General features: G+C 73.6%; 12 protein-coding genes and 1 pseudogene. 7 read left to right on the forward strand and 6 right to left on the reverse strand.

Features of this window, described 5'->3' with window-relative positions:
* Nucleotides 1-231 precede the first annotated feature (231 nt).
* From VGP36_13025 to VGP36_13045, 5 genes are read left to right on the forward strand one after another with little or no spacing between them, the layout of a single operon-like run.
* On the forward strand, nucleotides 232-1,587 hold the full coding sequence (locus VGP36_13025) for an amino acid permease (protein HEV7655638.1): 1,356 nt from the start codon (nucleotides 232-234) through the stop codon (nucleotides 1,585-1,587).
* Nucleotides 1,584-2,894: an alpha/beta hydrolase-fold protein gene (locus VGP36_13030; GenBank protein ID HEV7655639.1), complete on the forward strand. Its 1,311-nt coding sequence runs from the start codon at nucleotides 1,584-1,586 to the stop codon at nucleotides 2,892-2,894. The genes VGP36_13025 and VGP36_13030 overlap by 4 nt, the downstream gene beginning before the upstream one ends.
* A gap of 6 nt (nucleotides 2,895-2,900) precedes the next feature.
* Nucleotides 2,901-6,350 carry a bifunctional lysylphosphatidylglycerol synthetase/lysine--tRNA ligase LysX gene (gene lysX / locus VGP36_13035; GenBank protein ID HEV7655640.1) on the forward strand — a complete coding sequence of 1,150 codons (3,450 nt, stop codon included), beginning with the start codon at nucleotides 2,901-2,903 and terminating at the stop codon, nucleotides 6,348-6,350.
* Between the two features lie 46 nt (nucleotides 6,351-6,396).
* Complete coding sequence (locus VGP36_13040; GenBank protein HEV7655641.1) at nucleotides 6,397-7,830, forward strand: metallophosphoesterase; 1,434 nt, start codon at nucleotides 6,397-6,399, stop codon at nucleotides 7,828-7,830.
* Nucleotides 7,830-8,714, forward strand: coding sequence for a hypothetical protein (locus VGP36_13045; GenBank protein HEV7655642.1), 885 nt, complete (start codon nucleotides 7,830-7,832; stop codon nucleotides 8,712-8,714). Before VGP36_13040 ends, VGP36_13045 begins: the two co-directional genes overlap by 1 nt.
* Nucleotides 8,715-8,994: 280 nt before the next feature.
* On the opposite strand, the gene VGP36_13050 is transcribed toward VGP36_13045, so the two are convergent.
* On the reverse strand, nucleotides 8,995-9,252 hold the full coding sequence (locus VGP36_13050) for a helix-turn-helix transcriptional regulator (protein HEV7655643.1): 258 nt from the start codon (nucleotides 9,250-9,252) through the stop codon (nucleotides 8,995-8,997).
* Between the two features lie 80 nt (nucleotides 9,253-9,332).
* On the opposite strand from VGP36_13050, the gene VGP36_13055 reads away from it, so the two are divergent.
* Nucleotides 9,333-10,016: a replication initiator gene (locus tag VGP36_13055; GenBank protein ID HEV7655644.1), complete on the forward strand. Its 684-nt coding sequence runs from the start codon at nucleotides 9,333-9,335 to the stop codon at nucleotides 10,014-10,016.
* 218 nt (nucleotides 10,017-10,234) lie between these two features.
* On the opposite strand, the gene VGP36_13060 is transcribed toward VGP36_13055, so the two are convergent.
* The 5 genes from VGP36_13060 to VGP36_13080 all read right to left on the reverse strand — a co-directional run bounded on the left by VGP36_13060 (nucleotide 10,235) and on the right by VGP36_13080 (nucleotide 18,015).
* Nucleotides 10,235-11,920 (reverse strand): thiamine pyrophosphate-binding protein, encoded by a 1,686-nt coding sequence (locus VGP36_13060; GenBank protein ID HEV7655645.1) that lies wholly within the window; start codon nucleotides 11,918-11,920, stop codon nucleotides 10,235-10,237.
* The gene (locus tag VGP36_13065; GenBank protein ID HEV7655646.1) at nucleotides 11,917-13,410 is read right to left on the reverse strand and encodes an oligopeptide:H+ symporter; all 1,494 of its coding nucleotides are present in this window, start codon (nucleotides 13,408-13,410) and stop codon (nucleotides 11,917-11,919) included. Before VGP36_13065 ends, VGP36_13060 begins: the two co-directional genes overlap by 4 nt.
* 109 nt (nucleotides 13,411-13,519) lie before the next feature.
* Nucleotides 13,520-14,959: an MFS transporter gene (locus tag VGP36_13070; GenBank protein HEV7655647.1), complete on the reverse strand. Its 1,440-nt coding sequence runs from the start codon at nucleotides 14,957-14,959 to the stop codon at nucleotides 13,520-13,522.
* Entirely contained in the window at nucleotides 14,956-16,188 is a 1,233-nt protein-coding gene (locus VGP36_13075) for an alpha/beta fold hydrolase (protein HEV7655648.1), read from the reverse strand. The genes VGP36_13070 and VGP36_13075 overlap by 4 nt, the downstream gene beginning before the upstream one ends.
* A 933-nt stretch (nucleotides 16,189-17,121) precedes the next feature.
* Nucleotides 17,122-18,015, reverse strand: a complete 894-nt coding sequence (locus VGP36_13080; GenBank protein HEV7655649.1) for a hypothetical protein — start codon at nucleotides 18,013-18,015, stop codon at nucleotides 17,122-17,124.
* 312 nt (nucleotides 18,016-18,327) lie between these two features.
* On the opposite strand from VGP36_13080, the pseudogene VGP36_13085 reads away from it, so the two are divergent.
* Nucleotides 18,328-18,515 (forward strand): annotated as a pseudogene (locus tag VGP36_13085) (transposase).
* The last annotated feature ends 97 nt before the right edge of the window (nucleotides 18,516-18,612 follow it).

The raw sequence follows: 18,612 nt of genomic DNA on the forward strand, positions 1-18,612 counted from the left end.
CAGCGTGATCAGGTGGTCACAACCGGATTGGCCTGATTCGCCGCCATAGTTGCGCTGCAGTTGCGCTGGTGCTTCAGCGTCGGGCCCGGCGGTGGCCATATCGCAGGGACGCCTCGTGGGGGCACCGGCCGGGCTACCGACCTCGGGGAGGGTCGGCGGAGGACGGGTCCGGACGGGGGACTGGTGGCGGACGGCAGGGTCGGGAGCCGTACGAGGAGCCTTGGTCTGGCCATGACTACCGCTCTGGTGGTCGGCAACATGGTCGGTTCCGGTGACTACCTGCTGCCCAGCTCGCTGGCCAAGTACGGCGGCCTGAGCATCCTCGGCTGGGTGGTGACGGCGATCGGGGCGGTGCTGCTGGCGCTGGTCTTCGCCAACCTCGGCCGGGTGTACCCGCAGACCGGCGGCCCCTACACCTTCAGCCGCCGGGCGTTCGGGGACTTCATCGGCTTCCAGACCGCCTGGGGCTACTGGATCGCGACCTGGACCAGCAACGCCGCCCTGGCGATCGGGTTCGTCAGCTACCTGGACGACTTCTGGACCTCGCTGGCCGGCAACAGGCTGCTGGCCGCCCTGGTCGCGGTGGCCGCGATCTGGGTGCTCACCTGGATCAACGCCGTCGGGGTCCGGGCCGGCGGGATCACCCAGGTGGTCACGACCGTGATCAAGCTCGTGCCGCTGCTGTTCATCGCCGTCGTCGGTCTGGCCTTCGTGCACCTCGACCACTTCCGGCCGTTCAACGCCAGCGGTGAGTCCGGCCTCGACGCGGTCACCGCGGCCGCCACCCTGACCCTCTTCGCCTTCGTCGGGTTGGAGTCGGCCACCGTCGCGGCCGGCGACGTCCGGAACCCGGAGCGGACCATCCCGCGGGCCACGATCGTCGGCACGCTCACCGCCGCCGTCATCTTCGTCCTCGGCCAGGTCGCCGTCCTCGGGGTGATCCCCGCGGCCGAGCTGGCCAAGTCGACGGCGCCGTTCGCGGACGCGGCCAAGGTGATGTTCGGCGACTGGGCCGGCACCGTCGTCGCCATCAGCGCGGTGATCGGCACGTTCGGCGCGCTGAACGGCTGGATCCTGCTGCAGGGCCAGGTGCCGCTGGCCGCGGCCCGGGACCGGCTCTTCCCGCCGATCTTCGCCCGCACGTCCCGCTCCGGCGCCCCGGTGCCCGGGCTGATCATCTCCAGCGTGCTGATGACCGCGCTGATCCTGATGAACTACACCGCCAGCCTGGTCGACCAGTTCACCCAGATCATCCTGCTGGCCACGCTGTCGATCCTGGTGCCGTACACGTACACGGCGGCGGCCCAGCTGATGCTGATGCTGGTCGACCGGGAGCGGTTCTCCGGGCGCCGGCTGGTCCGGGACGGGATCATCGCCGGGCTGGCCTTCGCCTACACGCTGTGGGCGATCGCCGGGGCCGGCGCGGACATCGTCCTGAAGGGCTTCCTGCTGCTGCTGGCCGGCATCCCGGTCTACGTGTGGATGCGCCGGCCGCGGGCGGGCGGACCGGTCCCGGCCGCCGATGCCGAAGCGGAACCCGAGCCGGACCCGGGCGCGCCCGTCCCCGTCACCGGAGGTCGACCGTGAGCACGTCCGAGACGCTGGTCCGGCCGCCGGAGCTCCCGCCACCGCCGCCACGCCGGGGGGCGATGCGGTATCTGGTCGCGGTGCTCGCGGTGGCCGCAGCCGTACTGCTCGTGCTGGACTGGGTCCGGCGGGCGGCCCGGGAGCGCGACGCCTTCGACGCCCTCGCCGACCCGAGCGCGACCGCCCCGCCGGCCAACGGCACCGGCAGCATCACGCTGGCGGCCGACTGGAACAGCGGCCTGCAGACCACCGGCTACCTGGAGAGCCCGTGGCTGGCCGGCGCGCTGTGGGTGCTGCTGGCCGCCACCATCGTCGCGGTGGGGTGGCGCTGGGTCCGCCGGCACCGGGCCCACCGCCGGCTGACCCGCCCGGTGCTGCGCCGGTCCGGCTCCGCGCTGCTGCTCGTCGTGCTGCTCGTGCTCTCCGGCGCGGCCACCGCCAACGCGTACGTCGGCTACGTGCCGACCGTCCGCTCGCTGTTCGGCGACGTGGGGAACGACCTCCGGGGCGGGTCCCGGATCGAGCAGCTGTCGATCGGGGCGCCGGAGCTGGACGTGCCGCCCGGGCCCGCGTACGTCTACCTGCCGCCCGGCTACTCCTCGATCACCAACCGGAACAAGCGCTACCCGGTCATCTACCTGCTGCACGGCTACCCCGGCGAGTCGGTGGACTGGGTCCGGGCCGGCGACATGCAGCCGATCCTGGACAAGCTGATCTCCGACCGGCTGATCCAGCCGATGATCGCGGTCGCCCCGGACGCCAGCGGCGGCTTCGTGCACGACTCGGAGATGGTCAACCAGGTCGGCGGCCCGCAGCTGGAGACCTACCTGACCAAGACCGTGCCGCAGACGATCGACGGGAAGTACCGGACCATCGCCGACCGGTCCGCCCGGGCCATCGGCGGCATGTCCAGCGGCGGCTACGGCGCGCTCAACCTGGCCCTGCGCAATCAGGACATCTTCTCGGTCTCGGTCTCGATGATGCCGTACGGCGACCCCGGGGCGGTGCTCGCCAGCCTCTTCGGCGGCAACAAGCAGCTGCTGCAGGCCAACACGCCGAGCCTCTACATCCCGACGACGACCTTCACCCAGCCGCTGGGGATCATCTACATCGCCGGGAGCGAGGACCACCAGCTGGCGACCGCCCGCCAGCTCTACGCCCTGACGAAACCGCGTACCCAGGACGTCGCCCTGCAGATCGTCGCGGGTGCGACCCACACCTGGCGGGGTGCGTCCATGGACCTGCCCTACGGGCTCGTCTTCTTCTCCCAGCGGGTCAAGGTCCCCGCCGACGGAAGCGGGGGCTGACCACCGATGGCGTTGCATGTCGACCCGGGCGCCGCAGCCGGGACCGAGGGCGGGACCGGGACCACCGGGCCGGCCGGGCCGCCGGTGGTCCCGGACCGGGCGGTGGCGGCCGACCGCGGCGCCCGCACGGCCCAGATCGCCGGCACGGTCGCCTTCCTGGCCGGCCTGGTGAACCTGGTCTCCGCCGCGCTGCCGGCCGAGCGCAGCCGGCTGCGGGCGGTGCAGCTCATGACCCCGGAGATCCTGTCCACCGGGGCGCTCGTCGCGGTCGCGGCGCTCGGCATCGCCCTGATGCTGCTGGCCGGCGGCCTGCGCCGGCGCAACCGGGTGGCCTGGGCGGCCGCGGTCATCGCCCTGGCCGCCAGCGCGGTGTTCCATCTGCTCAAGGGCCTGGACCTGGTCGAGGTCGGGGTGACGGCCGTGCTGGCGGGCTGGCTGCTGGGCCAGTACCAGTACTTCACCGCCGGGTTCGGGCCGCGCGAACGCCGGCGGGTGCTCGGCCCGGCGATCGGCGTGGTCGTGATCACGGCCGTGTACGGCGTGGTGGGCGTCTGGTCCAACGAGCCGGGCCTGGTCGGCCGGATCGGTCTGTGGTCGGTGCTGCGCGACGTGGTCAAGATGGCGATCGGGCTGGGCAGCGACCTGCCGCTGCGCGGCCGGTTCGCCGAGGTGTTCCCGCCGTCGGTGGCGGCGCTGTTCTGGACCGGCGTGCTCGGTGTCCTGGTCCGCGCGCTGGCACCGCGCCGCGGGGTCGCCGGCGACCCGGGGCCGAGCGCGCAGGAGCTGGTCGACTCCGAGGACTCGCTGGCCTACTTCGCCACCCGCGACGACCGGATCTCGGCCCGCGACGGCGCCGGCATGGTCTCGTACGGGGTGGCCGGCGCGGTGGCGCTGGCGGCCGGCGACCCGATCGGCCCGCCGGCCAGCTGGCCCGGTGCCATCGGCGCCTTCGCCGAGCGGTCCGCCGCCCAGGGCCGGGTGCCGGCCGTGATCGGCTGCTCGGAGAGCGCGGTCGAGGCGTACGAGCGGGCGGGGCTGCACCGGATGTACCTCGGTGACGAGGCGGTGCTGGACCTGACCGACTTCGACATCGACGCGAAGGGCCGCCAGCACGCCAAGCGCGGCTGGAACCGTGGCCGCCGGGACGGGCTGCGGGCCCAGGTGCGCCGGTCCGGGGACCTCGACCCCGGCACGGTCGCCGAGCTCGTCGCGCTGTCGGACCGGTGGCGGGGCGGCAGCGCCGAGCGCGGGTTCTCGATGTCGCTGGGCCGGTTGTTCGACCCGCGGGACCGCGACTCGGTCGTGGTCCTGGCCCGCGGCCCCGAGGACACGGTGCTGGGCTTCCTCAACCTCGTGCCCTGGGACCGGGACGGTGCGAGCCTCGACGTCATGCGCCGGGACAAGTCCGCACCGAGCGTGATCAACGAGTTCCTCATCGTCGAGGCGGCACTGCAGCTGCCCGGGCTGGGCGTCCGCCGGCTGTCGCTGAACTTCGCCTTCCTGCGCGGGCTGATCACCGCGGCCGACCTCACCGGCGCCTCGCCGTGGACCAGGGCCCAGGCGTGGTTCCTGCACCGGGCGTCGCGCTGGTTCCAGATCGAGTCGCTGTACCTGTTCAACCAGAAGTTCGGCCCGGACTGGGTGCCGCGGTACTGCGCGATCCAGTCGATGGAGGACCTGCCGCGGGTGGCGATCGCGATGGGCCGGGCCGAGGGGTTCGTGGAGAGCCCGGTCCGGTTGCCGTGGCGCCGGTCCAGTGCCGGGACACCCCGGGCCGGCAGCGCGGTGGAGCCGGCGGGCGCGGCTCCGGCCACCCTCGTCGGTGCGGTTGCCGGGACCGCCGTCGCTGGGACCGCCGGGGCCGGTATCGAGCCGGCCGGGACGGCACCCGCCGGGACGGCACCCGCCGGGATGGCACCCGCCGGCACCGCCCCGGCGACGGTTCGGCCCGCCGCGGCGCCCCCGGCGCGGGAGCAGCGGCAGCCGCCGAGCCGGCTGGAGCGGGCCCGCCGGCTCAAGCTGGCCCGGCTCCGGGACGCCGGGGTGGACCCGTACCCGGTGGGCTTCACCCGGACGGCCACCCTGGCCGAGGTCCGGCGGCGCTGGGACGGGCTGTCCGCGGGTGACGAGACCGACGACGAGGTGCGGGTGGCCGGCCGGCTGATGCTCCGGCACGCGATCGGCGGGGTGACGTTCTGGACCATCCGGCACGGCACCGACCAGCTGCAGATCATGCTGGCGGTCGACGTGCTCGGGACCCAGCGCTACCGGGCCGCGCTCGATCTCGACCCGGGCGACTGGATCGGGGTGGCCGGCACGGTCGTCCGGACCCGGCGCGGCGAGCTGTCGGTCAAGGCCACCGCGGTCGAGCTGCTCACCAAGTCGCTGCGGCCGCTGCCGGACAAGTGGCGCGGTGTCGGCGACGTCGAGGTGCGGTCCCGGCAACGCGAGCTCGACCTGAGCATGAACCCGGCGACGCACCGGCAGTTCCGGCTCCGCTCGACCGTGCTGGAGACCCTGCGAGCCTCCATGGCGGCGCGGCAGTACGTCGAGGTGGAGACGCCGATCCTGCAGGTCCAGGCGGGCGGCGCGACGGCGCGGCCGTTCATCACCCACCACAACGCGTACGACATCGACCTGTACGCGCGGGTGGCCAGCGAGCTCTACCTCAAGCGGCTGCTGGTCGGCGGCATGGACCGGGTCTTCGACCTCGGCCCGATGTTCCGCAACGAGGGCGTGGACACCCGGCACAACCCCGAGTTCACGATGCTGGAGTCCAACGAGGCGTTCGCCGACTACCGGGACATGATGCGGCTGTGCGAGGAGCTGTTCCGGGAGGCGGCGGGCGCGGTCGGACCGCTGGTGGTGACCTACCAGGGCAAGCGGATCGACCTCGGCGCCGAGTGGCGCGAGGTCACCATGCTGGACGCGGTGGCCGAGCACTTCGGCGTCCCCGACCTGTCCTACGACTGGCCGGTCGAGAAGCTGCGGGAGCTGTGCGACCGGGAGCGGGTGGCCTGGGAACCGGGCTGGGGGGCCGGCAAGCTCGTCGACGAGCTGTACGACGAGCGGGTCGAGGCGACCATCGTGCAGCCCACGCTGATCACCAATCACCCGAAGGAAATCTCGCCGCTGGCCCACCCGCACCGTGACGACCCGTCGGTCACCGAGCGGTTCGAGCTCGTCATCGCCGGCCGCGAGTACGCCAACGCCTACAGCGAGCTGACCGACCCGCTCGACCAGCGCGCCCGGATGGAGGAGCAGGCGCTGGCCAAGGCCGGCGGCGACGAGGAGGCGATGGTGGTCGACGAGCCGTACCTGCGGGCGCTGGAGCTGGGGCTGCCGCCCAACGCCGGCCTCGGCGTCGGCGTGGACCGGCTGGTCATGCTGCTCGCGGACCTCCCGTCGATTCGGGAGGCCATCCTCTTCCCGCAGCTGCGGCCGGAGGGGCGCTGACGTGCCGAAAGCGTCCACTGGGGACGTCCTCCCGTGCCCGCGGGAGGTGGCGCTCGAGGTCGGTCCGAGCGGGCGGCTGGTGTTCGTCTCCGACGTGCACCTGACCGGGGGCGGCCCGGTGGCCGACTTCGGCGCGACCGACGAGCTGGTCGAGCTGCTGGACGACCTCGGCCGGCACGACGGCGACGTCCTGCTGATGCTCGGCGGGGACATCCTCGACCTGCTGCAGGCGGGCGGGACCCCGGTCGAGGCGGTCGGCCGCGTGCTGGCCGGCGCGGACGCCCGGGCGGTCGCGGCCGCGGTGGCCCGGATCGCCGGCCGGACCGGTGGCACGGTCGTCTACCTGGTCGGGAACCACGACTCCGCGCTGGCCTGGGACGCCGAGGCCCGGAGTCAGGTGGGAGAGGCGTTCGGGGTCGACAGGTTCGCCCTGCACGCGCAGGTGGAGGTGCACTGCCCCGACGGCCGTACGGTCACCGTGCTGGCCGAGCACGGGCACGCGATGGACGTCTACAACCGGCACACCGACCCGTACGACCCGCTGGACACCCCGGCCGGCGACCACGTCGTCCAGGAAGTGGTGAACCGCTTCGACCTGATGGCCCCGGAGCGTCCCGACCTCCGGCTGGACCAGATTGACAACGTCCGCCCGTCGGCCGCGGTCCCGGTGTGGCTGGTGTCCAACTTCTTCTACCGCTTCCTGCGCCGGATGCTGCGCCGGTTCGCGCTGCCGCTGGTCGGGGTGTTCATCCTGCTGCACGTGCCGGTGGTCACGCTGGTCCTGCACGACCTGCACGGCCGGTCGGAGGAGGTGGCGCGGATGGCCTCCCGGGCGTTCGTCTGGCTCTTCGCCGTCGTGCTCGTCGACGTGGCCCTGTTCGTCGTGCTGGCCGCATTCCTGGGCCGGTCGCTGCGGGATGCGGCCGCGGTCTACGGCGGCACCCCGGACGACGACGCCACCGACCTGGCCAACCGGGCCGCCGCCATGGGGGAGCTGCTCACCGTCCGCGACCCGGACGCGTCGGTGTTGCTGGCCGGGCACACCCACCGGGCCGCCCTGGTGCCGGGCGGCCGGGGCCGGGTGGTCGCGGACAGCGGCTGCTGGATCCAGGCGCTGATCCCGGTGCGTACGTGGCTGGCGCTGCCGCCGGTCTTCGTGCCGGCGTACCCGTGCACCTGGGTCGAGGTGCTGCCCGCGGTCGGCGGGGCCGAGGTGAGCCTGTGGGAGCGGCCGCTCGCGGCGCCCGGGCGCCTGTCGGTGGTGGAGCGGATCGTGATGCGGGGGCGTCCGGCGCCGTCGAAGCCCGCGCCCGCGCGCAAGGTGGTCTCGGCGCGGGCGCTTCCCCGGCCCGGGCCGCTGCGGCCGGACTGGACCCCCGGGGCGGCCGCGGCCGGGGCGAGCGAGGACCCGCTCGGCTCTCAGCGCTGGTCCGGACTGCCGGCGGCCGCGGATCCCCGGTCCGGTGACCGGAGCGACTGATGGTGCTCGCCTTGGTCGCCCTGGTGGCCACCGTGCTGTGCTACGGCACCGCGACGGTGTTCCAGGACGTGGCTGCGGGGCAGGAGGACCGCCGCTCCGGCGCCGACCCGTTCCTCATCGTCCGGCTGTTCCGCCGGCTGCCCTACGTCGCCGGTACGGCCCTGGACGGCGCCGGCTTCCTGCTGTCGCTGCTCGCGTTGCGCCGGCTGCCGGTATTCGCCGTGCAGGCCGGCGTGGCCGCGAGCATCGGCGTGACGGCGGTGGTCGCCGCCGTGGTATTCGGCCTCCGGCTGGGTCGTCGCGGCTGGGCGGTGCTCGGGCTGCTGGGCACCGGGCTGGTCGCGGTGGCGGGCAGCGCCGCCGCCGAGGCAGCCCGACCGGAGACGACTGGCCTGTGGGTCGGGCTGTGCGCGGGGGTGGCCGTGCTGACCGTGCTGGCCTGGCTCGTCAGCCGGCGCGGACCGACGGACTGGTCCGCGTCCGCACTCGCGGCGGTCAGCGGACTCGCGTACGGCGGGGTGGCCCTGACCGCGCGGCTGCTGTCGGCAGGAGACGGCTCGTTCCTGTCCCAGGGACTGCTCCACCTGCTCGCCGACCCGCTGCTGTGGGCCCTGCTCGGCTATGGCGCGATCGGCCTGGTCACCTTTGCATCGGCGCTGCGGGAAGGACCGGTCACCACCGTGGCCGCTGTGGTCGTCGTCGCGGAGACCGTCGCTCCGTCGATGGCGGGGCTGCTGCTGCTCGGCGACCGGGCCCGGCCCGGCCTGGGCTGGCTCGCCGGGCTGGGGTTCGTGGTCACCGTGCTCGCCGCCTGGCTGCTCACCCGGCTCGACCGTGACCGCGTTCCCGCCGGCACCACCGATCGGCCGTCCCCGGGCCGGTGAGCGGGGCACGGGCCGCCGCCCGGGCCGCTGCCCGGACTTCGTGGTGACGGGCGGCTGGAGCGCGCCATCACTTCGGATCGCGCGGGACGAGCAGCCCTTGTTGTGCAGTGTGCCGTCACAGTCGGTGGGCGCCCGGGATGCGGGGTGTCCCGCGTCAGGTAGGTGGCAGGGATCCGGCTCGGTCAAAGTTGGGGATGGTCGGTTCTGCGTGGCCGAGGTGGACCTCGATCGGCCGGTTCCAGGACAGGGCTCGGGAGAGAGGTCCGAAGCGAGGTCGCACCTAGTCTCCGGAGGACGTGTCGCCTTGGGCGGCCTCGGTCAAGGCGTCGCGCAGCGCTGCTCGCGACGTGATGCCGAGCTTCGGAAAGGCGCGGTAGAGGTGCGTCCCGACTGTTCGCGGAGACAGGAACAGGCTCTCGCCGATCTGTTTGTTGGACATGCCGGAGGCCGCCATCAGGCCGATCTCACGTTCCTGCGGGGTGAGCGTGCCCGCCGAGACATCGTCGTGGCGGCGGCGGGTTCGGCCCGAGGCACGCATCTCATTGCCTGCCCTGATGACCCAGGGTCCGGCTCCGAGATGTTGGAATACCCCGGCCGTCGCCTGGCGGATCGCCTGGGGTGAGCAGCTCGACATCCGGCCGCTGCGGCCACGCGGAGACGGCGACGTCACCGACCGGGCCGTCGTCGCCTACCTCGCCAAGTACGCCACCAAGTCCACCGAGAACACCGGCCACATCTCCAAGCGGCTCACAGCGTCCACAGTGGACTACTACGCCGACCCCGCACACGCACGCCCGCCGGCTGGTCGACGCCTGTTGGATCCTCGGCGACGCCGACGGTTGGGGAGGCCTACGCCGCTGGGCACACATGCTCGGCTTCGGCGGCCACTTCGGCACCCGCTCCCGCCGCTACTCGACCACCCTCCGCGCGCTGCGGGCCTCCCGGCGGACCTGGCGCCGGCGCGAGCTGGTCGAGACCCGCGAGCACGTCGAAGAGACCACGTTGGTCGTCGGCTCCTGGAGCTACGCCGGCTCTGGTTGGCGAACCACGGCGGAGGCGCTGCTGGCGACGGCGTACTGCCCGCGAGGAGATGTCCAGTCCACAGTAGACGGAGAGGCACCACCGATGGCGGCGGTTCTTCCGACCACTCCCTCGCAGATCCGGGCTCTGCGTCAGCCGCCCGGTCCGGCTACCTACACGGTCAAGGACGTCGCGGCGCTGCTCGGGCTGCACCTCACCACCGACGTCCCACCGCCACTCCGCCTGGCCGCAGCCTTCAGCAAACTCGCGCTGGCCATGTGACCTGCGCTTCTCCCCGCCCGACGCTTGCCCCGGCACGCTGGACGCAACAGACCCGTGCGTCGTCCCGCCGGGTCCCGACCCCGGGCCCGGCCGGCGCCGCGGTGAAGGCGATGAGCGGTGACCCGTCCGGGGCGGCCCGGTCCGGCCTGCAGCGGCTCATCGACGCCGGGGTGTCGCCGCCACTCCACCGGCCCGGAACCTGAGCCCGTGCCCGCCGGTCAGCCGGCGGGCCGGGCGGCGTTGGCGGCCGCGGCCGCCGCGGCCAGGGTGGTCAGCAGCGGCGGGACGTCCAGCCGCGGCACCAATGCCTGGAGGAAGGCGGGCCGGCCCGGGTCGGTCCGCGCGTCGGCCAGGGCCTCGACCAGCTCCCGCTCCGTCGCCGCCCGCCGGACCAGGGTGCCGGCACCCGGCGCGCACAGCGCGGGCAGCAGGGTCCAGTCCCAGGCGTCGATGTCGTTGTACGGCTGGTCCGGCCCGTGGATGGCCCGCTCGACCGTGTAGCCGCTGTTGTCGACCACCACCACGGTCGCCGGAATGCCGTGCCGCAGCACCGACGAGAGCTCCGTCGCCGTCATCTGCGCGGCGCCGTCGCCGATCACCAGCACCGCCCGCCGGCCCGGTTCGGCCAGCCCGGCGCCGAGCAGGGCCGGCAGCGTCCAGCCGATGGACGCCCACAGCGGCTGCCCGAGGAAGGTCACGCCCGGTGGTAGGCGGTGCGTGGCCAGGCCGTAGAACGACGTGCCCTGGTCGGCCAGGACGAGGTCGCCGGGGCGGATGTCGGCCGCGACCGCGGCCCACAGCGACTCCTGGCTCAGCGGGCCGGTGCCGACCGGCACAGGGGCCGGGGTGGGGGCGGCCGCCGGGACGACGGGAACCGCGCCGGGCCGGGTCCGCTGCCGGACGAGCCCGGTCAGCCGCTCCAGGGCGTCCGGGAGCGCGACCCGGTCGAAGCGGGCGGCGCCGACGCTGGCGGTGTCCGGGCCCAGCTCGACCGTCCGCTCCCGGGTCAGCCGCTGGGTGAAGAAGCCGCTGTTGAGGTCGGTGAACTCGACCCCCGCGACGACGAGGACCCGCGCCTCCTCGATGGCGGCCCGGGTCCGCGGGTCGCTGGCCGCGCCGGCGTAGATGCCGGCGTAGCCCGGGCCGCTCTCGTCCACGACGCTCTTGCCCCACAACGTGCTGGCATACGGCACGCTGCCGGCTCCGAGCAGCTCGGCCAGCCGGTCGGCCGCGCCGAGCCGCTGCACCAGCACGCCCGCCAGCACCGCGAGGTCCTCGGCGCCGGCCAGCAGCCGGCGGGCGGCCTCGGTGAACGCCTTCAGCGCGATCGGGTCGGTGACCGGGACCGGCGCCGGCAGCGGCGCGGCCGGCGGGTCGACCGGCAGCTCCGCGACGTCCACGGGCAGCAGCAGGTAGCCGGGCAGCCGCCGGGCGTGGACCGTGGCCAGCACCCGGTCGATCTCCGCGGTCGCGGTCGCCGCGGTGAGCGCCGCCCGGGCGCAGGTGATGTCCGCGTGCATGTCGAGGAAATGGGTGAACACGCCGTCGCCGAGCGAGTGGTGCACGACCCGCTGCGCGGCCTGTGCGGTGCTGGACGGCGCGCCGACGACGTGCACGACCGGGACGAACTCGGCCCAGCTGCCGGCGACCGCGTTGATGGCGCTGAGCTCGCCGACGCCGAAGGTGGTACACAGCGCCGCGATCCCGCGCAGCCGGCCGTAGCCGTCGGCCGCGTACCCGGCGTTGAGCTCGTTGGTGCAGCCGGTCCAGGACAGCCGGTCGTGCGCGACGACGTGGTCGAGCAGGCTGAGCGTGTAGTCCCCCGGGACCCCGAAGACGCGGTCGACGCCGAGCTCGGCCAGCCGGTCGAGCAGGTAATCGCCGACGGTGTAGGTGGCGGTCATGACCAGGTTCCTCCGGTGTCGTGGGTGGACGGGGCCAGCGCGGTCGTGGTCCGGCGGGCGGCGGCGAGCAGGGCGAGTCCGATGAGGACGGAGCACAGGCCGAGCACGGTGAAGTAGCCGATCTGGTGGGCGGTGGAATAGACGCCGGCGAGCACGCCGGACAGCGACGTGCCGAGCGCGATGGACAGGTAGAACAGGGCGACCATCTGCGACCCGTACGCCCGCGGGGCGGCGGCCGTCGCGACGGACAGCCCGACCGGCGACAGCAGGAGCTCGGCTACGCTGAACAGCAGCAGGATCCCGACCACCGGCAGCAGCGGGACGCTGTTCGGGCGGGTGCTCGCCAGTGGGACGAACAGCAGGAACGCGGCGCCCATGATCAGGTTGCTCAGCGCGAACTTGACCGGCCGGGAGGGCTGCCGGTCGCCGAGCCGCGTCCACCCGGCGGCGAAGACCGCGGACAGCGCGACGATGAACACCGGGTTGATCGACTGGATCCAGGCGACCGGCAGCTGCCAGCCGAACAGGGACCGGTTCAGCTGCTGGTCCGCGTACACGGTGAGCACGGTGAACTGCTGCTGGGACAGCGCCCAGAAGGCCGTGCTGGCCAGGAACATCGGCACGAACCCGCGAACCCGGCGCCGCTCCCGCGCCGTCACTCTGGGACTGCCGAGCAAGACCGTGAACAGGGCGACCGTGCTCCCGACGACGACCCACAGGACGACGTCGTTGAGGTTGGCCGCGGTCAGGATGCCCGTCCGGACCAGCTCGGCGACCAGCGCGACGCCCAGCAGGGCCGCGCCGGCCATGACCATCCGGCCGCGGAGGGACAGCGGGTTCGGCGGCGAGCGGAACGCGGCGGCGAACGCACGCCGGCCCCGGGTGTACTGGGCCAGTCCGAGGGCCATCCCGACGGCGGCGGCGCCGAAGGCCGCGTGGAAGCCCCAGGTGACCTGCAGGACACCGGTGAGCAGCGGGCCGAACAGGGAGCCGATGTTGACGCCGAGGTAGAAGAGCGCGAAGCCGGCGTCCCGGCCGACGTCGTCGTCGCGGTAGAGGCCGCCGATGACGGCGGTGGTGTTGGCCTTGAGGGCGCCGCTGCCGGTGGCGACCGCCGCCAGCCCCAGCGCGAGACCGGCCCGGCCCGGCACCCCGGCCAGGCTGAGGTGCCCCAGCATGATCAGGACGGCGCTGCCGAACAGCACCCGCTCCTTGCCGACCACCCGGTCCGCCAGCCAGGCGCCGGCGATCGTGGACAGGTAGACCGCGCTGCCGTACGCGCCGACGATCCCGGTCGCCGTGGACTGGCTCAGTCCGAGCCCGCCGCTGCCCACCGAGTGGTAGAGGTAGAGCAGCAGGACGCCCTGCATGCCGTAGAAGGAGAACCGTTCCCAGCCCTCGACGCCGCAGAGCGTCGCGAGGGCGCGGGCCGGAGCCCGGTGCCGGGGCGTCGGGCCGGTCCCGCCGGCCGGCGTGGCCTCGATCGTCATGGTCGGTCTCCCTCTGTGGTGTGTCGGTCGGACCGTGGCAGTCGCCGGACCAACCGCGGTGGAACGCCGCCCGGGCCGGTTGAACCGGCGTTCGACCCGGGCGGACCGGTCAGCCGAGCGCCGCGGCGGGCTCCTGGCCGGTGGCCGCACCGAGCCGCCGGCCGCGCGGCAGGAAGAACCAGCCGAAGACGAGCGCCAAGGCGAACACCGCCGCGGCCGCGGCGAAGCCGACGGTGATCGCGTCGGCGGCGTGCTGGGCCGGGGTGACGGCGGCCCCCGGCGTCCGGTGCTCGTAGCCGAGCACGACGGTGCTCAGGACGGCGACCCCGAGCGTGCCGCCCAGCTGCCGGAAGGTCTGCAGGATGCCGGAGGCCTGCGCCCGCTGGGCCGGGCCGCTGCAGGACAGCGCGTCGGTGTTGTTGGGGGAGATGGTGAGCCCGATCCCGAGTCCCATGAGGATCATCCCGGGCACCTGGTCCCGGTACTGCAGGTGCGGCGTGGCCGCGGTCCACGCGACCATCCCGAGCAGGCACAGGACCAGTCCGGTGAGGACCGGCGGGCGCACCCCGGCCCGGTCGTACCACCGCCCGCCGAGCTGGGAGGCCAGCGTGATGGGCAGCACGACGGCCAGCGCCGACGCCCCCGCGACCACCGGGCTGAAGTGCAGCAGGTTCTGGTTGTAGAGGGAGGTGAACACCACCACGGCGAGCAGTCCGAACTGGATGGCGAAGCCGATGCCGACATTGCCGGCGAACGCGCGGCCGGCGAGCATCCGCACCGCCACGATCGGGTCGGTGTCCCGCAGCTGGGTGAACACGAACAGGGTGAGCAGCGCCAGGCCGGCGGCGAGCACGGCGACCGTCCGCACCGAGGTCCAGCCCCACTGGCTGGATTCCTGGACGGCCAGCACGGTCGCGGCCATGCCGGCGACGAGCAGGGCCAGCTGCGCCGGCCGGACCCGGGCGGTGACGTCCCGCCGGTTGTCCGGGGCCGCCCGGTGCACCAGCACGAGCGCGGCCAGGCCCACCGGCACGTTGAGCCAGAAGACCGCCCGCCAGGACACGTGCTCGGTCAGGAGGCCGCCGATCAGCGGGCCGAGGGCGAGGAAGATCTGGCTGATGCCGGCGTACAGGCCCATCGCCCTGCCCCGCTGGGCGATCGGGAACGCATTCATCACCAGCGTCCCGGAGACCGGGATCATCAGCGCCGCGCCGACCCCCTGGGTCGCGCGGGCGGCCAGCAGCCAGGACTGCCCGGCGCCGCCGTGCGGCGCGAGCGCGCACGCCACCGAGGCGGCGAAGAAGCCCACCACGCCGATCCGGAAGCACGTCACCGGACCCAGCCGGGCCGCCGCCCGGGCGCCGAAGGCGACCACGGCGGCGATACCCAGCACGTACGCGCTGACGACCCACTGCTGCCCGGACGGCGTCAGCGGCAGGTCCCTGGTCATGGACGGCAGCGCCACGGAGACGACCGTCTGGTCGAGCATGATCATGGACAGCGAGCACGTCATCGCGACGAGCACGAGCCACCGGTTGTCGGTCCTCACGATGCCGGCTTCATGCGTTCCGAGTCCTCGCGGGGTCGCAGCAGCGCGTCCAGCCAGCGGAAGGACTCGGCGTGGTAGCGGCTGCGCGCGCCGGCCTCGCAGTGGTCGCCCGCGCCGTCCGCCGCCGTGAAGCGCACGAACTCGTGTGGACAGGTGAGCCTGGCGACCAGCTCCGGCGCCGAGGCGCCGATGTCGTCGTTCTCCGCGTTGCACACCCAGGTCGGGCAGGTGATCCGCTCGGCCCGGCCGGCGAGGGTGTAGTCGCGCAGCACGTCCAGGTACGCCAGCGGGCTGCGCACGCCGTGGACCTGCATGCCGCGGCGCAGCGCCCAGCCGGCCGTCGGCTTGCGGAGCACCCGCGCCGTGACGACGCGCACCGCCAGGCGGGCCCAGGCTCTGTTCTCCCGCAGGCCGGTGGCGAGCGACGCCGGCATCCGGGCCAGGAACCCTTCGTACAGGCTGAATGCGCCGCAGTCGGCGACCAGGGCCGCGAGGCGGTGCTCGGCGCTCGCCGCCCGGGGGGCGAGGTGCGCCCCGAGGCTGAGACCGACCAGGGCGACCCGCTCCGGGTCGACCTCGGGCCGCGCGACCGTGTGGTCGACGGCCGCGGCCACGACGGTTTCCCAGTCCGGCCGCATCGTCAGCCCCTGCTGGAGCAGGGCGGCGCCCTGCCCCGGACCGTCGAAGGCCAGCACGTGGTAGCCGCGGCGCAGCGCCGCGGCCCCGGTGAGCAGGTAGAGCTCCTCGCACGGCCCGTCGTACCCGCCGGTCAGGATCAGCGTGGCCCGCGGCTGCCCGTCGGCGGCGGCCGGGAAGAACCAGCCCGGCAGCGTGCCGCCCTCGAACGGGATCCGCACCCGCTCCGGCGGGAGGTCCATCAGCCGGAACGCCGCGGTGAACATCTCCCGCTGCCGGGCGTCGCATTCGGCCAGCCGGGGGTCCACCGGCGCGGTGAAAAGCAGCACCCCGGCGGTGCGGTAGTAGCTGCCCGCCCGCAGGTACGCCCCGCGGGCCGACTCGCGGTTGCCCGCCGCCTCCTCCGCCTCGGCCAGCCGGCGCAGCCGGTCGGCCACCGCGGTCCAGGCGGCGTGCCAGGAGTCCAGGTCGGTCCCGTCCACCGCAGCGACGGCGGCCAGGCACTCGCCCAGGTCGGCGCCGCCGGCACCGGCGGTGCCGAGGGTCCGCTGCACCTGCGCGTCGAGCAGCTCGTCCTTCAGGAAAGTGGTCATGGGCGGAGCCTGCGCCGCCCCGATCCGATCCCGGTCAAACGGCGGTCGATGGTGAGCCAGAGGGGCCGGGGCTGTTGATGTGGCATTGAAGTCGGGGGCTGCAGAGTCCGGATCGACACCCGCTCCCGGCTGCCCCTGGAAGACCCGATGCGTACCGGCGCTGACACCTTGCGACAGGGCCATCCAGACAGCGAAGCATGCCGATGTATCGATGTCACGACTGCGGGATGTCCACGACCCTTCTGCAGTACCTCGCTTGGCGAGGCGCTGACGCCGTCAGGCGGCGGGGCACCGCACCGCCAGCACCGGATGGTGGAACATCGCTGGCGGGCCGGTACGGCACCGGCACGCGGCACCGTCCCGGCGCAACGGCGCGCTACCTCGCTGACTTGCATGAATACAAAATATGCAGGTCAGCGGCTCCTGTGGGGTGAGTGAGCGGTCGGTGCACATGCTGGCTGCCGGCCGCTCGTTCGAACGGGTCAGGCGTACGTTGCGGCGGGTCGGGTGCGCCGGGTGGAGGTCGACGGGACGACGGTGTCCGCGACGGTCGACGGCACCAACGTCTACCGGGTGCGTCTGGAGGTCATCGAGTCCGGTCTGCGCGGACGGTGCGCGTGTCCGTACGGGTCGGAGGGTGTCTTCTGCAAGCGTCGCGGTCGCCTGGCTGGCGGATGGTGCCGAGATCGGCGGACCGCGGCCTGAGCTGGTGTCCGACCGGCGGCTGGGAGAGTTCCTGCTCGGTCAGGACCCGGCGTGGCTGGTGGAGCAGCTCGTGTTCGCGGCGAGGACCAACCCGTTGCTGCGGGCGCGTCTCGACGTCGCCGCAGGTGCCGACGCGGCTGCCGCCTACGACCTCGCCGACCGACCGCCGCACGGCCGGGTGCCGGCCGGCGCCGTGCTGGCGCCGGCCGGCGATGGTCGCTTCGGTGGTCAGGTCGCGCAGATGGCCACCGCGCGGACGTCCCAGTTGAAGCTGTTCGGCTGGGTCTCCACCCCGAACGCTTCGACCTTGTCGAGGGCGTTGAACGGGTACACCACCTGGAGGGCGATTCCTGGTGCCGGCGAGGCGACGAGTGCGGCGGCTCCGTGCACCCGCGTCCCGGCCGGGCAGCTGACGAAGGCGACCTTCTCCGGCTCGGACTGGTTCGTCGCCGACGGCGCGAAGACCACCTGGTAGCCGGCCGGCGTGGGTGCGCAGACCGCGTACGCGGTCACCGTCCACTGACCGACCGCCGCGGACCCGTCGTCCTGGGCCGCCGCCCGCACCCGGTCGCCGGCCAGGAACGGGGTCGCCTCGACCAGCCTGGTGTGGTTGCCCGCGTTGTTCACCAGGGCACCGCTGCCGAGCACGCTCTGCCCGGCCGGGCAGAAGGCGTCGACCTCCCGGAACGGGTTCGAGACGCTGCTGACGATGTTCAACCCGCTCACCGGACCGGCGCAGATCGCGAACGCTTGTACGGACCAGTTCGAACTGATGTTCGGCGTCACCTCCGCCGCGGACACCACGTACGAGTCCTGGCCGCTGGCCGGGTGCACCGGCCGCAGCTCGGTCAGCGCGACCCGGTCGGCGTCCGCCGTACTGGGGAAGGCCCAGCCGCCCCCGCCGATCACCCGCTCGCCGACCGGACAGAGCGCCGATGCCGTCTTGGCAGGCAGTGAGTTGCTCGGCGACGCCGTACCGGTCACCTTGTGGATGCCGGTCACAGCGCCCGCCGGCGCTGCCCCGGCCAGCTGCAGGCCGACCAGCGCGCCGGTCATCACGGCGAGCGAGGCCGCCAGCGCGGCGAGCCGGCCCGCGGACCGCCGCAATCTGAGTGCGTTCATTCACAACCCCCGAAGGTTGGGAGCGAGCCGGCCCCGAACGGACACCGGCATGGCGAGGCCACGCCGAGACAGTGGAGCCGGGCGGTGGGCAACCGCTGGGAAGCCGATGGGCAACCGACGGATGTATCAGGACCGAGGCCGGCCGACTCTCGTCGTGGGGAAATGTGCGTTACCCGCCGAGCTCCGTAGAGGTCCCGCCAGTGGCGTCCACCAGAGTGGTGTGCGACCGCCCGGTGACGGGCGTGGCGTAGTCGTGTGGGGCGCCCATCGCGTGATCTTGGAGACCTTCCACAGTCCTCAGGAGACCGACGGATGACCGCACCGAGCAGTGTCGACCCTGTCCGCTTCTTGTCTGAGCAGCTGGCTCAGGCCGCACGCTCATGTCCGCGGAGGCCGACGCGGTCTGCGGCGAGCGCAGTCCGGAACGCACGAACACCCGCAACGGCTACCGGCGCCGGGACTTCGACACCCGCGCCGGCACCGTGGACGTGGCGATCCCTAACCCGGCTGTTGCAGTAGGGACTTGAGGTTGGGCGTCGACACGGGGTCTGGACGCGCGAAAGTGCCTGCTCAGGGCGGTTGGATCGGAGTTGCTGA

Source organism: Mycobacteriales bacterium (assembly GCA_035995165.1).
Taxonomy (GTDB): Bacteria; Actinomycetota; Actinomycetes; order Mycobacteriales; family CADCTP01; genus CADCTP01.